Below are 19734 nucleotides of genomic sequence, written 5' to 3'. Positions count from 1 at the left end.
GTGGACGGATTAGATACGGCAACAGCCCTTTGGTGGGCTGTTGTCGCCTCAGGCATATACCACGGGGTCAATCCGGGCATGGGTTGGCCTCTGGCGGTGTCTGCGGCGCTGATGGACAAAAGCCGCAACAGTCTGTTCAGGGCATTGATCGCTTTGGCAGCCGGGCATCTGGTTGCGATGGGCGCCATTCTTTTCCCCTTCACTGCGCTGCTCTTTCTGGCCGAATGGCAGCGTGAGATTCAGATTTTCGCGGCCTTTCTCGTGATCGGCCTGGGCGTCTACCTGTTGTTCAACCGTCGCCATCCAAGGATTCTTGCGCGGGTGCCTCCGTCGCGGCTTGCGCTCTGGTCGTTTTTGGCCGCGATGGCACATGGTGCAGGGCTGATGTTGGTCCCAATCTACCTGGGCATCTGTCGCACGATAGCCACTGACGCAGGCCACGCGGCGGCGGCCAATCTGATGACTGGAAACGCCAAAATCGCTGTTGGTGTCGCATTGGCCCACACCTTGGCCATGACAGCCTCAGGCGGCCTGCTTGCGTTCGGCGTGTATCATTGGCTGGGCTTGCGGTTTCTCTCAAAAGGGTGGTTCAACTTGGACATAGTTTGGGCGCTGAGCTTGATCCTTGTGGGGTCGATCTCGTTGTTGCTCACTCATTAAGCTGCCAAGCTGAGTTGCAGGGTCGAATAATCCGTAACGCGACTTCTCAGCCGCGTTTGGTTGTAGGGTTGCTGTGTTCGCACAGCGGACCTCAGGAAACGCTTGAGTTTGCCCGCACTGCAGCGTGACCGCACAAGTCGGATGACCGGCCTGTGCCACCCTTTGGCGGCGACTCAACGGCTTTGTATTTCAATGGCTTAACCCCCTAATCGATACATTGGGTGAAAAGGCAATTCGGCATTGATTGGCAGTAACCAGAATAAAAAAGGCCGGTCGACAGACCAGCCTTTAAGGGAGCATGCGGTGTTGATCAGCAACCGACTAAAACCGCCACTCGTAGGATGCCCAGGCCGCCTGAGTTGACACATCGGCGCCGAGGGTCGACCGGGCCTCAAGGTTCAAGGTGCCACCGTGATCAAAGTCCATTTGGTAACTCAGGCCAACCTCGCCAAAGGTTTCATTGCCGCTACCACCAGACGCCAAAACAAGCGTATTGCCGAAGATTGTCACATCAACCGCAGACGGCGCATCCGCGTCACGGTGAACGGCAGCGACCGATGCTGATAGCACTCCGCCTGCTACAGACGTCGAATAGCTTCCGCCCAACCGTGTTTCACTGAAATTGACGTCTCGCTCTCCGACCGTCGCATTGGCGGGCGCACCCGTTTCAGTGTATCCGTCCAAGTCCTGGCGACCATAGAGGAAGCTCGCCCGGGGCGTGATTACAGCACCGTTTTCCAGCGCATAGTCCCGCTGCGCCACAACCAGAGCCGTAAGCATGTTGCTGGAATAGTCGGCGTCTGCATCGGAACCTTCAATGGCGCGCGTTTCTTTGTGGTCAAGATGACCGTACCCCAGCCCAAAACTCAGATCGGCAAACCCGAAGTTCTGGGCGACTATACCACTGAGAAAAACGCCGGATGTGTCGAAGGATGCAGTGCCAAAGGACCCATTATTTTCAAGGTAGCTGGCCCCAAACCCATATCGCAGACCTGCCCCCAGGTCGCGCGTCACGCCTGCGCTGACGCTCCACATGTTCGAGGACAAAGCTGCCGTGTCCGACCCCGCGTCCGCGTCACTTTGGCTGCCGCTGATCAGGAAATAGGGGCGGGTTTCTTCGATCAGACCGCTCCCTCTTGTACCGGGCGCGGTTCCTTCAGCGTTGCTCAGGCCAGAGGCCCCCTGCACCTGACGGGCAAGGTCATAGGACAAGCCTGCAATTTCAAAGGATTGGTTCAGGTTCGGTTGAACCTCGTCTGCATCAAAAGAGGCGTAGACGGGCGCTGCACCGCCTTCGCCGTCCACAAACCAGCCCTGGCCGGGATCGGTGACGCGGGTGGTAAACGTACCCTGCGCGGTGTCGTCGTCCTGAAATTGGTAGACCACTCTGCCACCTGTGTTTGTCAGGTTGACGTCGTGGTCGCTGACCCTGAGTGTTCCGTCGATATCCGCGGTCGTCTCGACGTTCAGCGTGCCGCCGCCATCGCCCAAAAACACCGCATAGCTTTCGCCAGAGGACGTGGCCGAGATATCACCGGTTATGTTGACGGTGCCCTCTGCAACATCGACATAGAGACCATGCGCTTCGGCAACGGGGCCATGCGCTTCGGCAACGGGGCCATCCGCTGATACTTCAATCGCGCCGCTATGCGTTATCACGCCGTCAGATGACAGCTGTTCAGCAAAAATCCCGATTGCGACGGCATTTTCTTCTGCGGATGCTGAGACGTTGATGTTGCCACTGTTTTCCAGGGTTCCATTGACGTCATCGGCATCAATCCCCAGCGCAACCGTATCCAGCGCAGATCGCGTGGTTGCGCTGACCGCGATTGAGCCGCTGTTGCTGAAGGTCCCCCCGGTCAGGATAGTGTTTGGTTCGATGCCCACAGCCTCTGCCTGCGACGCGCCATCCACATCAAGCGATACCGTTACATTGCCGGAGTTTTGAAAGCTTCCGCCAATGTCGGTTATGTCTATCCCGTAGGCAGAGGCGATGGCCACGCTCTGAACTGTTGCCCCGACCCGGATCGCTCCGGCATTGGAAAAGGAACCGGTTGAAGAGATGTCGCCCAGATCCAGACCAAAAGCTTCGGCGACAAACCCGCCCTGAGTTTGCAAAGCAATATCTATGTAGCCAGAGTTTGAGAATGCGCCGTCGACGTCACCTCCTTCTACGCCAAACGCCGAGGTGACAAATGCCCCGCGTGATTCAACTGCGACAGAGACCGTCCCCGAATTCGAAAACGAACCACCGTCGGCAAGCACATCCATTTGGACCCCGGCACCATAGGCGGACGAAGACCTGCCGATGGTGCTGACCTGAATCGCGCCCGAGTTGCTGACGCTACCGGTGATGTCATTGATTTCCAGGCCCGCCGCATTGGCAGATGAGGTTCCGACTGCTGCGACTGTGATGGCCGCCGAGTTATGGAACTGACCCGTGACATCATCCATTTCGATGCCATCCGCGAAGGCAAAAGCGCCTTCTGCGTAGGCCTGTATCGCGCCTGAATTTGTGACCTGCCCGGTCAGATCGTTCATGTCGATCCCATTTGCATGTGCCGATGACCCGGCAACGGCACGAACCTGAATGACACCGGTGTTTTCGAGTGTACCCGATACGTCCCGCAGATTGATGCCCTCTGCAAATGCACTGGTTCCATCTGCCATCGCGGCAATCGTACCCGAGTTCATCAACTTGCCCGAAACAACACCGACATTGATGCCAACGGCAGCTGCCGACGACGTGGCCGAGGCGGAAACCGTCAGGTTGCCGGAATTCTGCAACCGGCCCGAGATATTGCCGACCCCAATTGCCTGGACATTGGCCTGTGTCGCATTGCTGGCGCTGATGCTGATCGAGCCGCTGTTCAGCAGGGCACCGGAAACCGAGTTCGCCGAGATACCTTCGACACGCGCATCGGATCCGTCAGTGTTGATTGCGATTGTACCGCTATTGGTCACGGACCCGGCGATATTCGACATGCGAAAGCCGCTGACCTCGATGCTGGAACCCTGCACTTTCATTTGGATTGTGCCCGAATTCGTCAGACTGCCCGTGACATCCCGGGTGTCGATCCCGTAGGCTGTCGCGTGGCTTGTGGCAGAGACCGTCAGATCCAGTGTACCCGAGTTGTTCAGCGTACCCGCGACGTTTTGGGCGACAATGCCATAGGCTTCACCGCTGGATGCGTTCAGGGCGCTGACCGTGAGCCCCCCGGAATTGCTCAGAATCCCTGAACTGCCGATGTCCTGCACCAAAATGCCCTGTGCGTCCGGGCTGTCCCCGGTCGCAGTGACTGTCATCGTGCCATTGTTTTGCAGTGTCCCGGTCAAGTCGCCGGCTTCGATACCTATGGCATTCGCGCCCGACGACGCGATGGCTGAAACAGTCAGCGTGCCGGTGTTTGTGACGCTTCCGCTTACGTCATCGACCAGAATCCCGATTGCTTTTGCACTTCCGCTTGTGGCTTCGGCCCGGGCGGAAATGCTGCCGCTGTTTGACAGAGAGCCATCAATGTGGCTGGCCCAGATCCCGCGGGCACCTGCGCTTGTGACACCATCCGCCCTTACGTCCAGCGTGCCTGTGTTCGTCACAGTTCCCGACACATCAACAAAGTTCAACGCATCGGCAAAAGCGCTGCTTGCATTGGCAATCGCCTGAACACTCACTGTACCGCTGTTGGCAAATGTGCCGGCACTGGCAATGTCCCCAACGTCAAACCCATCGACACTGACCCTTGAGCCGTTGGCCACCCCGTTCAGAGCTCCGGTATTGTTCACCGATCCGGTGATGCCACTGCCGCCGTCGCTGACCTCTATGATATCGAAAAAAGCGCTGCCATTCGCTGTGTTGACGCCAACCGTCAGGGCGCCGCTGTTTTCCAAATGACCCGAAAGTCTCAGAACTTCGATGACGTCGGCGTTTGCGTTTGTGCCGCCGCTAATCTGTACAGTGACTGCTCCGGTGTTGTTCAGGCGTCCCGAAAGATCGTTTATCTCGATCCCGTCTCCACCTGCATTTCCGGTCAAACTTGACGCGGCAACGTGGACAGGCCCTGAGTTGACGACCTGACCGGCAGCCTGATCGACCTGAATACCATCGGCATTGGCGCTAAAACCGTCGGTCGAGGCCGTAACCGCGATGCTGCCCGTGTTTTTTAGTGTCCCGTCTACGCTGGTTGACCGGATACCATCTGCCGCTACCCGGCTGCTTGCGTCGGCATTGACCTCAATCGTGCCTGAGTTGGACAGCGATCCGGCCACAGCACCCGTCTGAATGCCGGCAGCCGTCGCGAAGGTCAGCGCAGAGTTTTCTATGCGGATTGTGCCGGTGTTTTGCAGGGCGCCGGTAACGTCATCCTGAATATCGATCCCCTTCAAATTCGCGGAATCGCCAAGGGCTGCGCCCATTGTGACCGTGCCCGAGTTCAAAACCGAACCGGACAGGTTCCCGTTTATGTCAATTCCGGCGCGGGTCCGGTTCAGCCCTTCCGGTGCCGACAACAGCCCGTCATTGGTCAGGTCGCTGGTGTAATCCGGCACGTTGACGACGACCAGGCCCGGCCCCGACAGAGGGTCTGCTGTGATCGATCCGGTATCTGTGATCGTAATGTCCTGATCCAAAGCGCTGACCAAGGGGGTGGTTTGCGCGGTCGAGACGACCTGGGCGCTGCCGCTGCCAACCGACAGCGCCACAACGGACACTGTGCTTAGAAAAAGCGAGGGCGCGATGCTGGCGACCCTACCTTTGAATTTCGTCAAACGACCACTGCGCGCAAACGCGCGTTTCTTCTGCTCGGTCAGCATAAAACCCCGCCTCACCTGGCTATGTTTCCATTCCCCGTGCCCTCGGTTTGCCCCGAAGTGCACCCTAATTGCGTTCCTGTATTAGGCATGCGCAAGGCAGCGGTTAAAGGACGAATAGAGGCAGGATTATGGCTGAGACAGCACTTTAGAACTTTAGTTTATGCTTATTTCGTTGGCTCTTGCGCCATTTTGAGACGTAATGCCTGCAATCGGCTGGATTTGCCGCCGAACACCACCAAGACCGTCATGCAACAGACCCGCCATCGGTCAGGTCTTCCAGCAGCGCGCTCAGGAGTTGGGCTTTCCCGGCATACCCTGATTTCTTGTAGATCGCGTTGGTCTGAGCCTTGATCGTGCCTTCCTTGGCGTTGCGAATCTCGGCCATTTCTGCGGTTGAGCATCCCTTGATCAAAAGCCGGGTCACTTCGCGTTCGGCATCCGAAAAAGACCATTCTTCGAAATAGGCATTCAACAGGTCCTCGAACGCGCCGGACGCGCGGGCAATCTTGTCCTCCAAGGTCTCCTGATAGCGGCGCATTTTCAGGACCTCATTCCCCAACACCATGATCGCACCGAACAGGGACAGCATGATCAGCACTTCCCAGACGTGGATGTCATCCCATTCATCGATCCAGGCCACACCCATCGCTTCGCCAATATCTTCAAACAGCATTACGCAAGCGCAAAACAGAGAGGCGAAGAACGAGAAAGTCAGACGTTTTTTCGAAGGCATCAGAGGAACCAAGGCAGTTGAGAAGTGTCGCGGCTGCCTATGTAAAACCTGAAAAGCGCGCAAGCCCTTGAATGGCATTGTGCTCAACATTCGGGCTTTATGTCTTCACTAAAAACCTCGGTCATTCCTATAGCGCCACCCGCTTCGAGGGAAAAACACGGTAGTCTGCAAATCAAATTCAGATTTCACTAAGTGGCTTGATTCGCGCGCGCGGTGGGAACATCACTAGGCGTTATGGCTCTGCGAAGACAGCATTTTCCATGGTGCATGCACGCCCTTTGTTGAGGGCACCCCTTTCACTCCCGCAATAGCGACGAATGACACCTTTTCGCTATTGCCAGTTCTCGTGGGGCGACAAAGCGCAGACAAAAGCCATTCATAGTAAGGTCGCAAGTAGTGGCATCGTCCGCGTTCCGCAAATTCGATCGATTTGTTTGCACTTGCGGCACATGTCCCAATAGTGGGCTGTAGCCACTGCATCTCAACTGATCGATGACGGACAGCAAAAGACCACCTACGAAGACTGCCCACTTATTTAGACTTCAACGGTTCCCGAGATTGCCAAGATATCGCACCGTGCGGCCCATCTTTGTATGTCCGAGCAAGAATTGAACTGCTCTCAGATCGCCGGTCTTTTGTTAAGTGTTTGAAACCATGGTTCTGCGCATCGAATGCGTGCCGCAGTCGCTCGGCTCCAAGCCAATAGATTTGACCCAATCGCGAACAAGCTGAGCGCAATGACGTATAGATATATTCTGGCGCTCATGGGAGTCTTCTGGCCAGAAGCAGTCGGGCCCGACCATTGGGGACTCCTCCATCCATCTCGCGAGCAATTTCCCGGTGCCTTCAGTGATCTCGAACCGAACAGGCTATTGTGTTTTGCTCTGCATTACCGATGTGCGTTCTTTGACCTGACCGGCGGCGTAGACATCGGCTACCGTCGGCTTGGGCCTTGTCTTGAAATCCACGCTGAAACGGCTGTTTGCAGTCCGGCTCCTCAGATACTTCACGACACGCTTACCGGATTGGCAGAGTATAAGATCCGGGCATTGTTGTTGCGTTGCGCCATCAGTTTCAGAAACCTCGCACCGAAGTAAGCGCTGAAAAGGTCAGCGTTGTCCGCTTCGCGGTCTACGGAGAGCAATGAAACGAGCGACGGATTCCGCAACCATTGGATGTTTGATGATGCGATGGCAGTTTTCGAGAATCCTTGAAGCGGTTCTAGGTGAAGTGATCTCTTGTTGAGTGATGGCCGTTCATTGGAACGAGCACGAAAGGTTGCCTCGCGGACAGAGCCGCAGTTCACTTTCTGGACTGTGCTGACGCAGCATATCTTAGCAGTCTTGGCACACATCTTGTTGCCATGCAGCGCATGTCACCGAAACAGTCGTTAACTCGCCCCAATTTGGACCTAACTAACACCTCACCTTTGCTGTTGGTGGCGCAGGCGTTCGTGACGCGGGACAAATCAGACGTACACGTTCTAGGGTCGAACCACCACAACAAGCGCTGTCTAGCTATTCGTGCAAGGTATGGAGTGCACTTGTTGGGCTCAAACCAACCAATGAGGCCAATCACCAATACGCGACTTACTGTTGATGTACCTTCGCCATTGCCTCATAGAGGCAATACGCTGGGTGCATATTGGGCCACGCGCGCAGAGGGCAGGCTGCGAAAGCCAAAAGAAGGACCCTCGTGACTATCACTAGGAAAGCGACACTTGTGACGGATCCCATGTCACCCCAATCTCTGGACGAAGGCGCCGGACCAGCGGCGATAGGCTCGACCGGCTTGCGCATCATAAAGCGCACAGCGTTATTCCTGCTGGGCCCTGTTTACTTCCTTTACGTTGCGTTTGTACCCTTGCTTTGTGCAAAACGGCGAGGCTTTCGCGGCTGGTATTGGCGGCTGGTCAAACGTGCCTGTTCGCGGCTTTTGTGGCTGCTGAGCATCCGAACTGAGATGACACAGGAAGAAGTGGCAATGTTGGCAGCTGACACCGGCAGCATCATTGTGATCAACCACCGCAGCCACCTGGATGGCTTCGCCCTGATGGATGCTTTGCCGGACGCCAAGTGGATCACCTTTGCCGCCAAAAAGGAACTTTGTGACGCGGCCCTTTTGCGCCGCGGGTTCAAAGGCGCCGGGCTTGTTGAAGTTGACCGCAGGAGCGGCCGTGTAGCGCTTGAAACACTTACTGCCGCCATCCACGGAATGCCTGCACGATGCTCTGTCGTGCTGTTTCCCGAGGGCACGCGCACCCGGTCCGAAAGTCTTGGCGCATTCAAGGCAGGTGCCGTATTGGCCGCGCGCAGTACGGGTAGGACAATCCGGCCGATCGTCATTCACGATTCCGATCGCTTGTTACCTCGCGGCAAACACCTGCCTAAAAGTGGAACGATCCGGGTCGAGGTTTTGCCGTCATTCGAATGCGATCCGTCCGCTTCTGTAGACGAGGATGTGTCTAGATTGAGAAATGCGATGATGGTCGTTTTCGATGATAGGGTACGACGTTAACCATCTAGGAGACGCTATTTTCATGCCAGTAGATCGACTGGATCGATAGCCTTCATTGACCGCTTTGCGTATACAATAGCCATTCCGATACTGCGCAGCGTTTTGCAACTTGGGCTCTCCGCCGACATTTTCTGAAACACGTCATCGTGCAGATCTGCAGCTCAATCCCTATTTCGTTGCATGAGGGCTTTTCTACCTGGCCCGCCATTTTATGCTGAGATTACACCCTGCTCTGGTCGCACTATGACTGTTGGGTCGAGTTTGTGTCATGATATACAACAAGATACCAATGGCGGACCGAGGAGGATTCGAACCCCCGACCCCTTGATTCGTAGTCAAGTACTCTATCCAGCTGAGCTATCGGTCCGCGTTGGTGAGGCGGTGTTTAGACCTACCCCGAAGGACGTGCAAGTCGATTCTGCAAAAATATTTTAAAAAGTCACGTCGCCCCGCGGGAGCCTTATTTCAAAGGTCGTTCCCTGCGGCCCTGTCTCGGCCAGAACCAGATCGCCGCCGTGCCCGCGCACCAGTTCCTGTGAAATCGCCAGACCAAGACCCGAGCCGCCTTTGCGCACGCCGCCCTGGAACGGAGTAAACAGATTCTCGCGCGCTTTAGGGGGCAATCCGGGGCCATTGTCCCTGATTTCCAGGCACCAGTCGTTTTCATAGGTACAGCCTGCAATCGTGATCTTGCCCGGCTTGCCGGACGCCACAAGGGCCTGGCGCGCGTTGCGTACAAGGTTCATCATCACCCGGAAAATCTGCTCGGGATCCGCGCGGGCGATCAGATCGTCGGGTACTTCGTTGACGATTTCGACACAGGCATCTGCAACAGCAAGCTGCTCGCTGGCGACGACATCCTCGGCCACGTTGTGCAAGGGGACCATGGTCAGGGTCGGTGCAGGCTCCTCGGCGCGACCGAAGGCCAGCGTGCTTTCGCACAAGGAGACCGCGCGCGTGATCGAGTTCACCAGTTTCGGCGCCATGCGACTGACCAAAGGATCATCGCTCGATTCGATCCGATCCGTAAACAACTGGGCCGAAGTCAGAATATTGCGCAAATCGTGGCTGACCTTGGCAACTGCGCCGCCAAGTTGGGCCAGACGCTCGCGCTGTTTGAGGGCCTGGGTCAGTTCCTTTTGCAACTGCTCCAGCGCTTCTTCGGCCTCGCGCAGCTCGGTGACTTTGGAATTGGGCGTGATGATGCCGCGCGCATCCTCGGGCGCGCTTGCATAGCGCTGCATATAGCCGACGACGCCTTTGATTGGCTTCACCAGCACCACCCGCACGGCAAGGAACAGGAAGAACGCGGTTATGATAGAAATGACAAAGGACAGCCCCAGAATGCGCAGCCCATAGTCGGTCATTGCCATACGCAAGGGTTCACTGTCTGTCGTGACCTCGATCAACAAGCCGGCTCCTTTGACCGGTTCCCCGATCACGCGGATCACTTCGTTTTCGGGGGTGAACAGGCGGGCCACGGCGTCCCGGATCAAAATCCATGGGGTCGCGTCGCGCAGATCGTAGGTATTAGTGACCTGATCAGGGATGGGCGAGGATAGCATCAGCTGCCGCACCTCGTCCCGCCGCAGCACGACGTTATAGACACCCGCATTGGCCAGAAGCTCAGCCTCAAGATCATCGGCCAGCATGTCATCGGCCAGCAAAGCCAATGAGGCGATCTGCGCGCGTTCCAGCCGGTTCAGCAGAAAGTCTTCGCGGAAGCGCGCGATGGAAGGAACAAAGATCAAAATCTCGGCCAACATCACGAAGACCGTCGTCAGGATCAGAAATCGGCCCGACAGTGAGTTCAATCTGCTCTCCCTTCCTGATCAGGGTATCCAGCGCTGGACGAAACCCACCACGCGTTTAACCGTTTGATTCTCAAATAGCCTTGGCGAGAAATAGGCACCCGCCACCCGTTTGTTAAGCTCTCCGATCGTCGGATAGGGTGAAACCATCGCGGCGATCTGTCCCATCTTCAGGTTATTGGCCAGCGCCAGCGACCACAAGTTGATCAGCTCCCCGGCCTGATGCCCTACGATTGTGGCCCCGACCGGTCGGCCTTTTACGACCATGACCTTAATGAGGCCTTTCGTCTTACGCTCGGAAATGGCGCGGTCGTTGTGATGATAATCGAAGCGCGCGATTTCCACCCCGTCGCCATGCTGATCACGCGCCTGCGCTTCGGTCATGCCAACCTGCGCCAGTTCGGGGTCGGTATATGTGGCCCAAGGGATATGCGCCGTTTTGGCCTTGGACGGCAGCCCGAACAGGGCCGAGCGGATGATGATACCCGCATGATACCCCGCCACATGGGTGAATTGCAGCCCGCCCGCCACATCCCCGATGGCATAGACCTTGCGGTTTGTGGTGCGCAGGGATGCGTCGACCTTGATACCTGTCCGGGTCGGCTCAATCCCCGCAGCCTGCAAGTTCAGACGGTCGATGTTGGCCTTGCGCCCGGCGGCAAGCAACAAGTGCGAGCCCGCGAAGATATCGCCATTCTCGGTCACGACCTCGACCGCACCGTTATTCTGCCTGATCTGCGCGACCATCGCCTGTTCATGGATCGCAACGCCTTCGTCCCGCAGGGTGTCCAATACGACAGCCGCCGCCTCGGGGTCATCCTTGCTCAGCGCAGCCATGCCTTCTATCACGGTGACCTTGCTGCCCAGTCGGATATGTGCCTGCGCCATCTCCATCCCGATGGGGCCGCCGCCGATGATCAACAGATGCTCGGGCTTTTCGCGCAGATCAAAGATCGTCTCATTGGTGAAATACGGCACTTGATCCAGACCGGGGATAGGCGGCACCAAGGGCGATGAACCTGTCGCGATCACAACCCGCCGCGCGGTGATCAGGTGATCCCCTGCCTGCACCTGGGTGGGCGAGACAAAACTGCCATACTCGCGGATCACCCTGACGCCAAAGCCCTCGAACCGGTCCTGACTGTCCATCGGCTCAATCTGGGCGATCACACCGTGTACGTGGTCCTTGGCTGCGGCATAATCCACCTGAGGCACCACATCCGCCACGCCCAGCGCAGAGGAATGCGCCTGACCATAAGCCGCCTTGCCACTGGCAATCAGCGCCTTGGACGGGACACAGCCGAAATTCAGGCAGTCGCCGCCCATCTTGTGACCTTCCAGCAGGATCACGTCGGCACCCATCTGGCTGGCCCCGGCCGCAACGGACAACCCGCCCGACCCGGCTCCGATCACCAGGATATCTGTTTTCAAGTCTTGCATGGGATCAGGCGTCCTTTTTGCCTTTGACGGCTTTGATGACTATCGGCAAAGCAGCCAATACGCACAAGCCGATGATCGGGCCGATCACGAAGGGCTCCCACAGCAGCGAGACATCTGGTGTCTCACCCCTGTCAAACACGCCGCCCAGTCCGACGCCGATCCAGGTATAAACGATGCCCCCCGGAATGATGCCCAGCGCCGTTGTGATCAGGAAGTTGCGGAATTTCACACCCACCAGAGCAGGCACCAGATTGGCCACAAAGAACGGCACCACGGGAACCAGACGCAGCAGAAACAGGACCGAGATTTCATTCTCGCGCAGCCCGTCTTTCAGCTTTTTGATGGTGCCTTCCGAGGATTCCAGCCGCGCTGTTAGGGATTCACCCAACCCCCAGCGTGCCGCCAGAAAAATGGCCGAAGCTCCGATGGTGGCGGCAACCACGTTGAACACGGTGCCTGCAAACAGACCGAACAGGAACCCGCCGGTCATCGAGGCGACAGCTGCACCCGGCAGCGAAAAGGCAACGATCACGATATAGACCGCGATGAAGGCGGCGACCATCCACCCGTAATGCGCGTCGCGCCATGCCAGCAGGGATTCGCGATTGTCGCGCAGGGTCTCAAAGGTCAGATAGTCGCCCAGCGTGAAAAACCCCGCCGCAGCGACGGCAAGAATCACCAGCAAGGGAATATGGCGCGCAAGCCCGTTGCGCGGGGCCTGAGATGTATCGCTCATGGGATCGTCCGGTTTCGTGCGTTTCATGTCTGCGATCAACATGCGCTTTCCGGGTTCAGCACAACAGGGGCCTCACGCGGCCTTGATGTTTCCGACAGGGAATGTGAGGGTTTGGGGGATCAAAACCGCTATTTTGAAACCTTTTGCCCTGTGCGGCTACAGAATTGTTGCAAAAGGCGTCAAAACCCCCACCTAGGGGTTTGACTTACCCCGCGCCAGACAGTAGAGGACGGGCTTCGAACACTAGGGCCAGGCGAATCCGCGCCGCACCCCACCGCATTAGATTGGAGACGGAGCGATGAAACGCACCTATCAGCCTTCGAACCTGGTTCGCAAACGCCGCCACGGTTTCCGCGCGCGCATGGCCACCAAGGCCGGCCGCAAGATCCTGAACGCGCGCCGTGCACGTGGCCGCAAATCGTTGAGCGCGTAAGCCGCTCGACCTTTCAGGTTATGAACATGACGCCGCCGGAGGCCCCTGAGGATGGTAAACACCAGCCGAGGGTACAGCCCCCGGCGGCGTCCGTTTGCGCGCCTGATGCATTGACTGTCCTCAAAAACCGGTCCGATTTCCTGAAGGCAGCACGGGCGCGACGTCAGGGCACCTCGTCCATGATGGTACAAGCCCGCAAGCGCGCGTCGGATGAGGCCGCGGGGATTCGCGTCGGGTTCACCTGCTCCAAGAAGGTCGGCAATGCCGTGGCCCGCAACCGCGCCAAGCGGCGCCTGCGCGAGGCCGCACGGGCTGTTCTGCCCAATCACGGGCTGGACGGCTGGGATTACGTGCTGATCGGACGTGCTGAGGTCACTGCAGACCGGCCTTATGAGTCGCTTTTGGGTGATCTGCGTTATGCCCTGCGCAAGCTGCATGGCGATCGAAAATGACCCTGCTGGCCCGCCTCTTTGCCCTGCCCGTGAAAGCCTATCGGTTGGTGTTCAGTCCGTGGGTCGGTTTCAATTGCCGGTATCAGCCCACATGTTCAGCCTATGCGTTGGAAGCGCTCGAAAAACACGGCGCAATCAAGGGCGCGTGGCTGGCCGCCCGGCGGATCGGGCGCTGTCATCCCTGGGGCGGTGACGGCTATGATCCGGTGCCCGACGAATAACCCCGCCCCTTGCCCGGTTGACCCATTTTGCGATAGGCCCCGCCCATGTTTGACGAAGCTGACGATATCCACCCGCTCTTTTCCGGCGCGCCCTCGACCACCGAGTTCAAAAAGCTGCGCAAGCGCATCGTGCGCCAGACCCGTGAGGCGATCGAGCATTATGGGATGGTGGACCCTGCAGCCCATGACAAGGACGGCAAACCGCCGCGCTGGCTGGTCTGTCTGTCGGGTGGCAAAGACAGCTATACCCTGCTGGCGGTGCTGTATGAGCTGAAATGGCGCGGTTTGCTGCCCGTCGATCTGCTGGCCTGTAATCTGGATCAGGGTCAGCCCGGCTTTCCCGCAACCGTCCTGCCAGAGTTTCTGGAACGCATGCAGGTGCCCCATCGCATTGAATATCAAGACACCTATTCTGTCGTGATGGACAAGGTTCCGCAGGGCCGCACCTATTGCGCGCTGTGTTCACGCTTGCGCCGCGGCAACTTGTATCGCATCGCACGCGAGGAAGGGTGTTCCGCCGTCGTGCTGGGCCACCACCGCGACGATATTCTTGAGACCTTCTTCATGAACCTGTTCCACGGCGGGCGTCTGGCGACCATGCCGCCAAAACTGGTGAATGAAGAAGGCGACCTGTTCGTGTTCCGCCCGCTGGCCCATGTGGCCGAGGCCGATTGCGAGAAATTCGCCAATGCGATGAACTACCCCATCATTCCCTGCGATCTGTGCGGCAGTCAGGACGGGCTGCAGCGTCAGCAGGTGAAACAGATTCTGGATCAGTGGGAAAAGAACAGCCCCGGTCGTCGTCAAGTCATGTTCCGGGCCCTGACCAATGCGCGCCCCTCACATCTTTTAGACCCGAAATTGTTCGATTTTGCCAACCTAACGCTGAAACCCGGCAAAAAAGACGAAAATTCAGGCGAAATTCCACAGTTGCGTTAACGTCTGACTCAGATTGGTTTTCTACGGTCACCTCTATCGTTCTATGCCGAAACGTAGAGGCCCGGAAAACCGATGTGGAAACACCTCACTGTCGAACGCGTTCTCAATACTATACTCTCCGCGCTCAGCGGGCCATCTGCACTGGCCTTTGTTCCCGCGATAACCCTGGCCACATTCTGGATCGGCGGGGAAAGGGCTCTGGTGATGGCCGCACTGGGTCTGCCTCTTGTTTTCATGGGTGTCGCCGCGTTTGAGGCGCGCGCCGACCGGCAATATCAGCGCCGGAACCCACCCGGCGGGATCATGGCGCTGGACAGTTTCGCCACCGAGTTGGAGCAGATTTTCAAGACATCAACGACAGATGTCACAGATTCCGCCTGCCTTCTTGTGGCGCTGGATGACTACGCTGAGTTTCAGGATTTGCATGGGAATGCGGCGGCCAATCATTTGTCCGAGCAATTCGGTCGCCGGATTCTTTCGATCCTGCGTTCACATGACATCGTAACACGACTGGATCAGAACAAGATCGCAATCGGTTTGCAGCCCTCAGGACAGTTGGACCTTGAGGCCTGCATTCAGATGGCAGGACGCATGCAGGCCGTCGTCGAAGAACCGTTTACGCTGAATGGCGCAGGTGTCTATGTGTCCTGCTCAATTGGTTTCAGCCTGCTGTCCAGCGTGGCGGATGGCGCCTACGAGGGCTGGATCGACGCGGCCTCAGCCGCCCTTAGCGAAGCGCAGAGAAACGGACCATCAACCATTCGCGCCTATTCCGACGAAACCCGCCGCCGTTCGCATATCCGCGCCAACCTGCGCAAGGACTTCCTGGCGGCGCTGGATAACGGGGAAATCCGCCCGTGGTTTCAACCTCAGATTTCAACCGATACCGGCCGGGTTACGGGATTTGAGGCTTTGGCGCGCTGGGAACATCCGCAAAAGGGTGTATTGAGCCCGCAGATTTTCCTACCGTTCGCGGAACAGGCCGAACTTATGGAACGGCTCGGGCAAACCATGCGGCACCACGCATTTGCAGCCATGCGTGAATGGGACCGCGCCGAAGTTGTTGTGCCGCGGATCGGGGTGAACTTCTCGTCAGATGAGCTGCGCGACCCGGCCCTGATTGATCGCCTGAAATGGGAACTGGACCAGAATGATCTGACACCGGACCGTCTGGCGGTTGAAATTCTGGAAACCGTATTCTCACGCCGCCCGGACGATGTGATCACCCGCAACGTTGTCAGCATGTCTGATCTGGGATGTTGCATCGATCTGGATGATTTTGGTACCGGTCATGCCTCGATCGCGTCGATCAAGCGCTTCAATGTCTCGCGGATCAAGATTGACCGGACTTTTGTTGCCAAGGCGGATCGGGACTCCGGCCAGCAACAACTGGTCAGCGCCATCCTAACCATGGCCGAGCGGCTGAATCTCGAGACTCTGGCCGAAGGCGTCGAAACCAAGGGAGAGCACGCGCTGATGGCCCAATTGGGATGCGACCATGTTCAGGGCTTTGGGATTGGCAAGCCGATGCCCTTCGAACAGACGCTGGATTGGATAGCTGCGCATCAGAACAAGGTCATCGGGATGCCCAAGATCGGGCGCAAGACCGGGCCATAATCGTCGATTTACGCCACAGAAACGCGATCCGTGACGAAATGACAGGCGAATCCGCTTGACCTTTGGGCCCGCACTCTGTTGAACCCACCGGGTGTGTTTCACTGCTTAAGGTGGCTGTCCCCGATGGACGATCAGAACAAGAATCTTATCCTTGCAACCGCGCTCAGCTTTCTGGTGATCCTTGTTTGGTTCGTCCTGTTCCCGCCTCCGGAACAGACAACCCTGCCGGAAGGGTCGGAAATCGCTGCTGTTGATGGTGATGAGGTTCAGACCCCCAGCGCCGCCGGCACCACGGGCGAAGCGACTGCGGCGGCCGAGGAAACCCTGCCTGATGACGAAGCCCCGCGTATTGAGATCGACACCCCCCGCCTGCAAGGCAGCCTTTCGCTGTCCGGCGGTCGCATCGATGAACTGTTCCTGAAGGATTACAAAGTCTCGATCGACGAAGGTGCACCGATTGTCGAACTGCTCTATCCCGTCGGATCGGAATCTGCCTACTACGCCCTATACGGTTGGGCCCCCGGCGCAGGCGTGGGTGGCGCGGATGTCCCCGGACCCAACACGCTTTGGACGGTTGAAGACGGTGAGACACTGGGCGTAGACACGCCAGTTACCCTGAAATGGGAAAACGACACGGGTCTGACCTTCCGCCGTACGATCTCGGTCGATGAGAACTACATGTTCTCGGTCACGCAATCGGTCGAAAACAACTCGGGCGCTGAGGTCGGGATGGCCCCCTACGGCATTCTGGCCCGCCACGGCATCGGCGAAGACGGCGACCTGCCGGGGCTGAAGAACTTCTTCATCCTGCATGAAGGCGTGATCGGCATGGCCGACGGCACCCTGGCCGAGATCGATTATGGCGATGTCCGCGATTTCGACATCGACCCGAACGAACGCGCGCAGGCCGAGGTGTATCAGGTCAAGGAAAACGGCTGGATCGGTTTCACCGACCACTACTGGATGACCACCCTGATCCCTGAGCCGGGCACACCTTTCAAAGCCGCCGCGAAATACGACTCGCGCCGCAAAATCTATCAAACCGAAACCGTTCTGCCGACCCTGACCGTCGCCCCCGGCGCGACCGAAGAGGTGACCACGCAGTTGTTCGCAGGTGCCAAGGAATGGGCAACCATTCGTGAATACCAGTCGGAAGGCGTTCAGAAGTTCATCGACAGCATCGACTGGGGTTGGTTCTTTTTCCTGACCAAGCCGATCTTCTGGCTGCTGCACAATATCAATTTGCTGATCGGCAACATGGGCTGGTCGATCATCGGCCTGACCCTGATCATCAAGGCGATCCTGTTCCCGCTGGCGTTCAAATCCTACGTCTCGATGGCGAAGATGAAGGAACTGCAGCCGCAGATGGAGGCCCTGAAAGAGGCCGCTGGCGATGACCGTCAGAAGATGCAGCAAGGCATGATGGAGCTGTACAAGAAGGAAAAGGTGAACCCCGCTGCGGGCTGTCTGCCGATCCTGATGCAGATTCCGATCTTCTTCTCGCTGTATAAGGTGATCTTTGTCACCATCGAACTGCGTCAGGCCCCTTGGTTTGGCCCGTTCCGCGACCTGAGTGCGCCTGACCCGACCTCGATCATGAACCTGTTTGGTCTGCTGCCTTGGGCTGCGCCGCAACCCGAAAGCTTTATGGCGCTGATCTTTATCGGCATCCTGCCCCTGCTGCTGGGTATCTCGATGTGGCTGCAACAAAAGCTGAACCCGGCACCAACCGATCCGACGCAACAGATGATCTTTGCGTGGATGCCGTGGGTGTTCATGTTCATGCTGGGTGGTTTTGCCAGTGGGTTGGTGGTCTACTGGATCGCGAACAACACGATCACCTTCACCCAGCAATACCTAATCATGCGCAGCCAGGGCTATAAGCCGGACGTGTTTGGCAACATAAAGTCCAGCTTCAAGCGCACACCAAAAGCGGATGACAAATGACGGGCCAAGTCACCCAGCTTTGGCGGCATCCGATCAAAAGCCATGGTCGTGAAGCCGTCGAAACCGTAACCGTGAACCCCGGGCAGACCATGCCCGGGGATCGCGTTTGGGCGGTCGCGCATGAGGCGTCCAAGGCGGATGGCTCGGAATGGGTGCCCTGCCCGAATTTCAGCCGAGGGGCCAAGGCGCCGATGCTGATGGCCATTGCTGCGCGTCTGGACGGGGATCGGGTGACCTTGACCCATCCGGACCGCCCTGATCTGAACTTCCAACCCGATACCGACCAAGAGGTATTTCTGGACTGGGTCAAACCCCTGATGCCCGCGGATCGGGCGGCCTCGGCCCGGATCATTCGGGTGCTCGGGCGCGGCATGACCGACAGCGATTTCCCCTCGATCAGCCTGTGCAACATGGCCTCGCACCGCGCGGTGGAACAGAAGCTGGGGCAAGACCTGTCGACCGAACGCTGGCGAGGCAATATCTGGTTCGATGGCCTGCCGCTGTGGGAAGAATTCGACTGGCTGGGCCGTCAGGTTCAGATCGGTGAGGCCGTATTCGACGTGCGCGAACGCATCACCCGCTGTCTGGCCACAACCGCCAACCCCGAAACGGGTGTGCGGGATGCCGACACGCTGGGCACGCTGAACAGCTGGGGCCATCAGGATTTCGGCATCTATGCCGAGGTTGTCAAAGGCGGCGCAATCTCAGTCGGAGACAAGGTTCAACTGCTATGAGCACCCTGCCCTTCCCCCTAGCCGATGAACCGGACGACTTCGCGCTTGAGCGGGGCCGCAAGCTGTTCGCCGGCGAATCCGAGTTCGTCAAAGGCGTGGTCGCCATGAACGGCCTGCCCGCGCCCGACCGTCTTGAGGTCTGTTTTGCAGGCCGCTCAAACGTGGGGAAATCCAGCCTGATTAACGCGCTGACCGGCACCAAGGGTCTGGCCCGCGCGTCGAACACGCCGGGCCGGACGCAAGAGATCAACTTTTTCACCCAAGGCCCCGAACTATATCTGGTGGACCTGCCCGGCTATGGCTATGCCAATGCGCCGGTTAAGGTGGTTGAGAAATGGCAGCGCCTGCTGAAACAATATCTCAGCGGCCGTCAGACCCTGCGCCGTGCCTTTGTTCTGATCGACTCGCGCCACGGGGTCAAACCGGTGGATGCAGAAATTATGAAGCTGCTGGACACCAGCGCGGTGACGTTCCAATGCGTGATGACCAAGGCCGACAAAGTCAAAACCAAGGATCGCGAAAAGGTGCTGGAACAGGTCCGGGGCGCACTGTCGAAACATCCCGCAGCCTTTCCTGAAATCGTGCTGACCTCATCGGAAAAAGGGGACGGAGTGCCGACACTCCGCTCAATCATCGCAGGGTTGGAATAAAGCCCCATAAAGCGTTTCGGGTTTAACTTGAGACT

Annotated in this window: 15 protein-coding genes and 1 tRNA gene; 10 read left to right on the top strand and 6 right to left on the bottom strand. The window is 57.9% G+C overall.

The window, feature by feature from the left end:
* Positions 1-660 (top strand): hypothetical protein, encoded by a 660-nt coding sequence (locus ACR0J5_RS00355; RefSeq protein WP_480649872.1) that lies wholly within the window; start codon positions 1-3, stop codon positions 658-660.
* Between the two features lie 321 nt (positions 661-981).
* Here ACR0J5_RS00355 and ACR0J5_RS00350 read toward each other — a convergent pair whose 3' ends face one another.
* Both ACR0J5_RS00350 and ACR0J5_RS00345 read right to left on the bottom strand, forming a co-directional pair.
* Positions 982-5469 (bottom strand): beta strand repeat-containing protein, encoded by a 4488-nt coding sequence (locus ACR0J5_RS00350; RefSeq protein ID WP_480649871.1) that lies wholly within the window; start codon positions 5467-5469, stop codon positions 982-984.
* A gap of 244 nt (positions 5470-5713) precedes the next feature.
* Positions 5714-6142 carry a helix-turn-helix transcriptional regulator gene (locus ACR0J5_RS00345; protein WP_480649870.1) on the bottom strand — a complete coding sequence of 143 codons (429 nt, stop codon included), beginning with the start codon at positions 6140-6142 and terminating at the stop codon, positions 5714-5716.
* A 1782-nt stretch (positions 6143-7924) separates the two neighbouring features.
* On the opposite strand from ACR0J5_RS00345, the gene ACR0J5_RS00340 reads away from it, so the two are divergent.
* On the top strand, positions 7925-8719 hold the full coding sequence (locus ACR0J5_RS00340) for a lysophospholipid acyltransferase family protein (RefSeq protein WP_480649869.1): 795 nt from the start codon (positions 7925-7927) through the stop codon (positions 8717-8719).
* Positions 8720-9009: 290 nt separating this feature from the next.
* Here the strand turns inward: ACR0J5_RS00340 and ACR0J5_RS00335 are convergent.
* The 4 genes from ACR0J5_RS00335 to ACR0J5_RS00320 form a co-directional block, all read right to left on the bottom strand.
* Positions 9010-9086 (bottom strand) — tRNA-Arg (locus ACR0J5_RS00335).
* A gap of 64 nt (positions 9087-9150) precedes the next feature.
* Complete coding sequence (locus tag ACR0J5_RS00330) at positions 9151-10533, bottom strand: sensor histidine kinase (RefSeq protein ID WP_480649868.1); 1383 nt, start codon at positions 10531-10533, stop codon at positions 9151-9153.
* Between the two features lie 18 nt (positions 10534-10551).
* The gene (locus ACR0J5_RS00325) at positions 10552-11970 is read right to left on the bottom strand and encodes a dihydrolipoyl dehydrogenase family protein (RefSeq protein ID WP_480649867.1); all 1419 of its coding nucleotides are present in this window, start codon (positions 11968-11970) and stop codon (positions 10552-10554) included.
* A gap of 4 nt (positions 11971-11974) precedes the next feature.
* Entirely contained in the window at positions 11975-12706 is a 732-nt protein-coding gene (locus tag ACR0J5_RS00320; protein ID WP_480649866.1) for a TVP38/TMEM64 family protein, read from the bottom strand.
* Positions 12707-13004: 298 nt separating this feature from the next.
* On the opposite strand from ACR0J5_RS00320, the gene rpmH reads away from it, so the two are divergent.
* The 8 genes from rpmH to yihA all read left to right on the top strand — a co-directional run bounded on the left by rpmH (position 13005) and on the right by yihA (position 19699).
* Complete coding sequence (rpmH, locus tag ACR0J5_RS00315) at positions 13005-13139, top strand: 50S ribosomal protein L34 (RefSeq protein WP_005980833.1); 135 nt, start codon at positions 13005-13007, stop codon at positions 13137-13139.
* A gap of 26 nt (positions 13140-13165) precedes the next feature.
* Positions 13166-13591, top strand: a complete 426-nt coding sequence (gene rnpA, locus ACR0J5_RS00310) for a ribonuclease P protein component (protein ID WP_480649865.1) — start codon at positions 13166-13168, stop codon at positions 13589-13591.
* On the top strand, positions 13588-13812 hold the full coding sequence (yidD, locus tag ACR0J5_RS00305; RefSeq protein ID WP_480649864.1) for a membrane protein insertion efficiency factor YidD: 225 nt from the start codon (positions 13588-13590) through the stop codon (positions 13810-13812). Before rnpA ends, yidD begins: the two co-directional genes overlap by 4 nt.
* Before the next feature lie 45 nt (positions 13813-13857).
* Positions 13858-14751 carry a tRNA 2-thiocytidine(32) synthetase TtcA gene (gene ttcA, locus ACR0J5_RS00300; protein WP_480649862.1) on the top strand — a complete coding sequence of 298 codons (894 nt, stop codon included), beginning with the start codon at positions 13858-13860 and terminating at the stop codon, positions 14749-14751.
* Positions 14752-14823: 72 nt separating this feature from the next.
* Entirely contained in the window at positions 14824-16368 is a 1545-nt protein-coding gene (locus ACR0J5_RS00295) for a putative bifunctional diguanylate cyclase/phosphodiesterase (protein ID WP_480649861.1), read from the top strand.
* Positions 16369-16491: 123 nt separating this feature from the next.
* Complete coding sequence (yidC, locus tag ACR0J5_RS00290; protein WP_480649859.1) at positions 16492-18315, top strand: membrane protein insertase YidC; 1824 nt, start codon at positions 16492-16494, stop codon at positions 18313-18315.
* The gene (locus tag ACR0J5_RS00285; protein WP_480649857.1) at positions 18312-19049 is read left to right on the top strand and encodes an MOSC domain-containing protein; all 738 of its coding nucleotides are present in this window, start codon (positions 18312-18314) and stop codon (positions 19047-19049) included. The genes yidC and ACR0J5_RS00285 overlap by 4 nt, the downstream gene beginning before the upstream one ends.
* Complete coding sequence (gene yihA, locus ACR0J5_RS00280; RefSeq protein ID WP_480649855.1) at positions 19046-19699, top strand: ribosome biogenesis GTP-binding protein YihA/YsxC; 654 nt, start codon at positions 19046-19048, stop codon at positions 19697-19699. The genes ACR0J5_RS00285 and yihA overlap by 4 nt, the downstream gene beginning before the upstream one ends.
* Positions 19700-19734: the final 35 nt, after the last annotated feature.

It is taken from the genome of Ruegeria sp. BE1 (assembly GCF_056538885.1).
The sequence above is the reverse complement of the archived record's forward strand: the minus strand, read 5'-3'. Positions and strand labels throughout refer to the sequence as shown.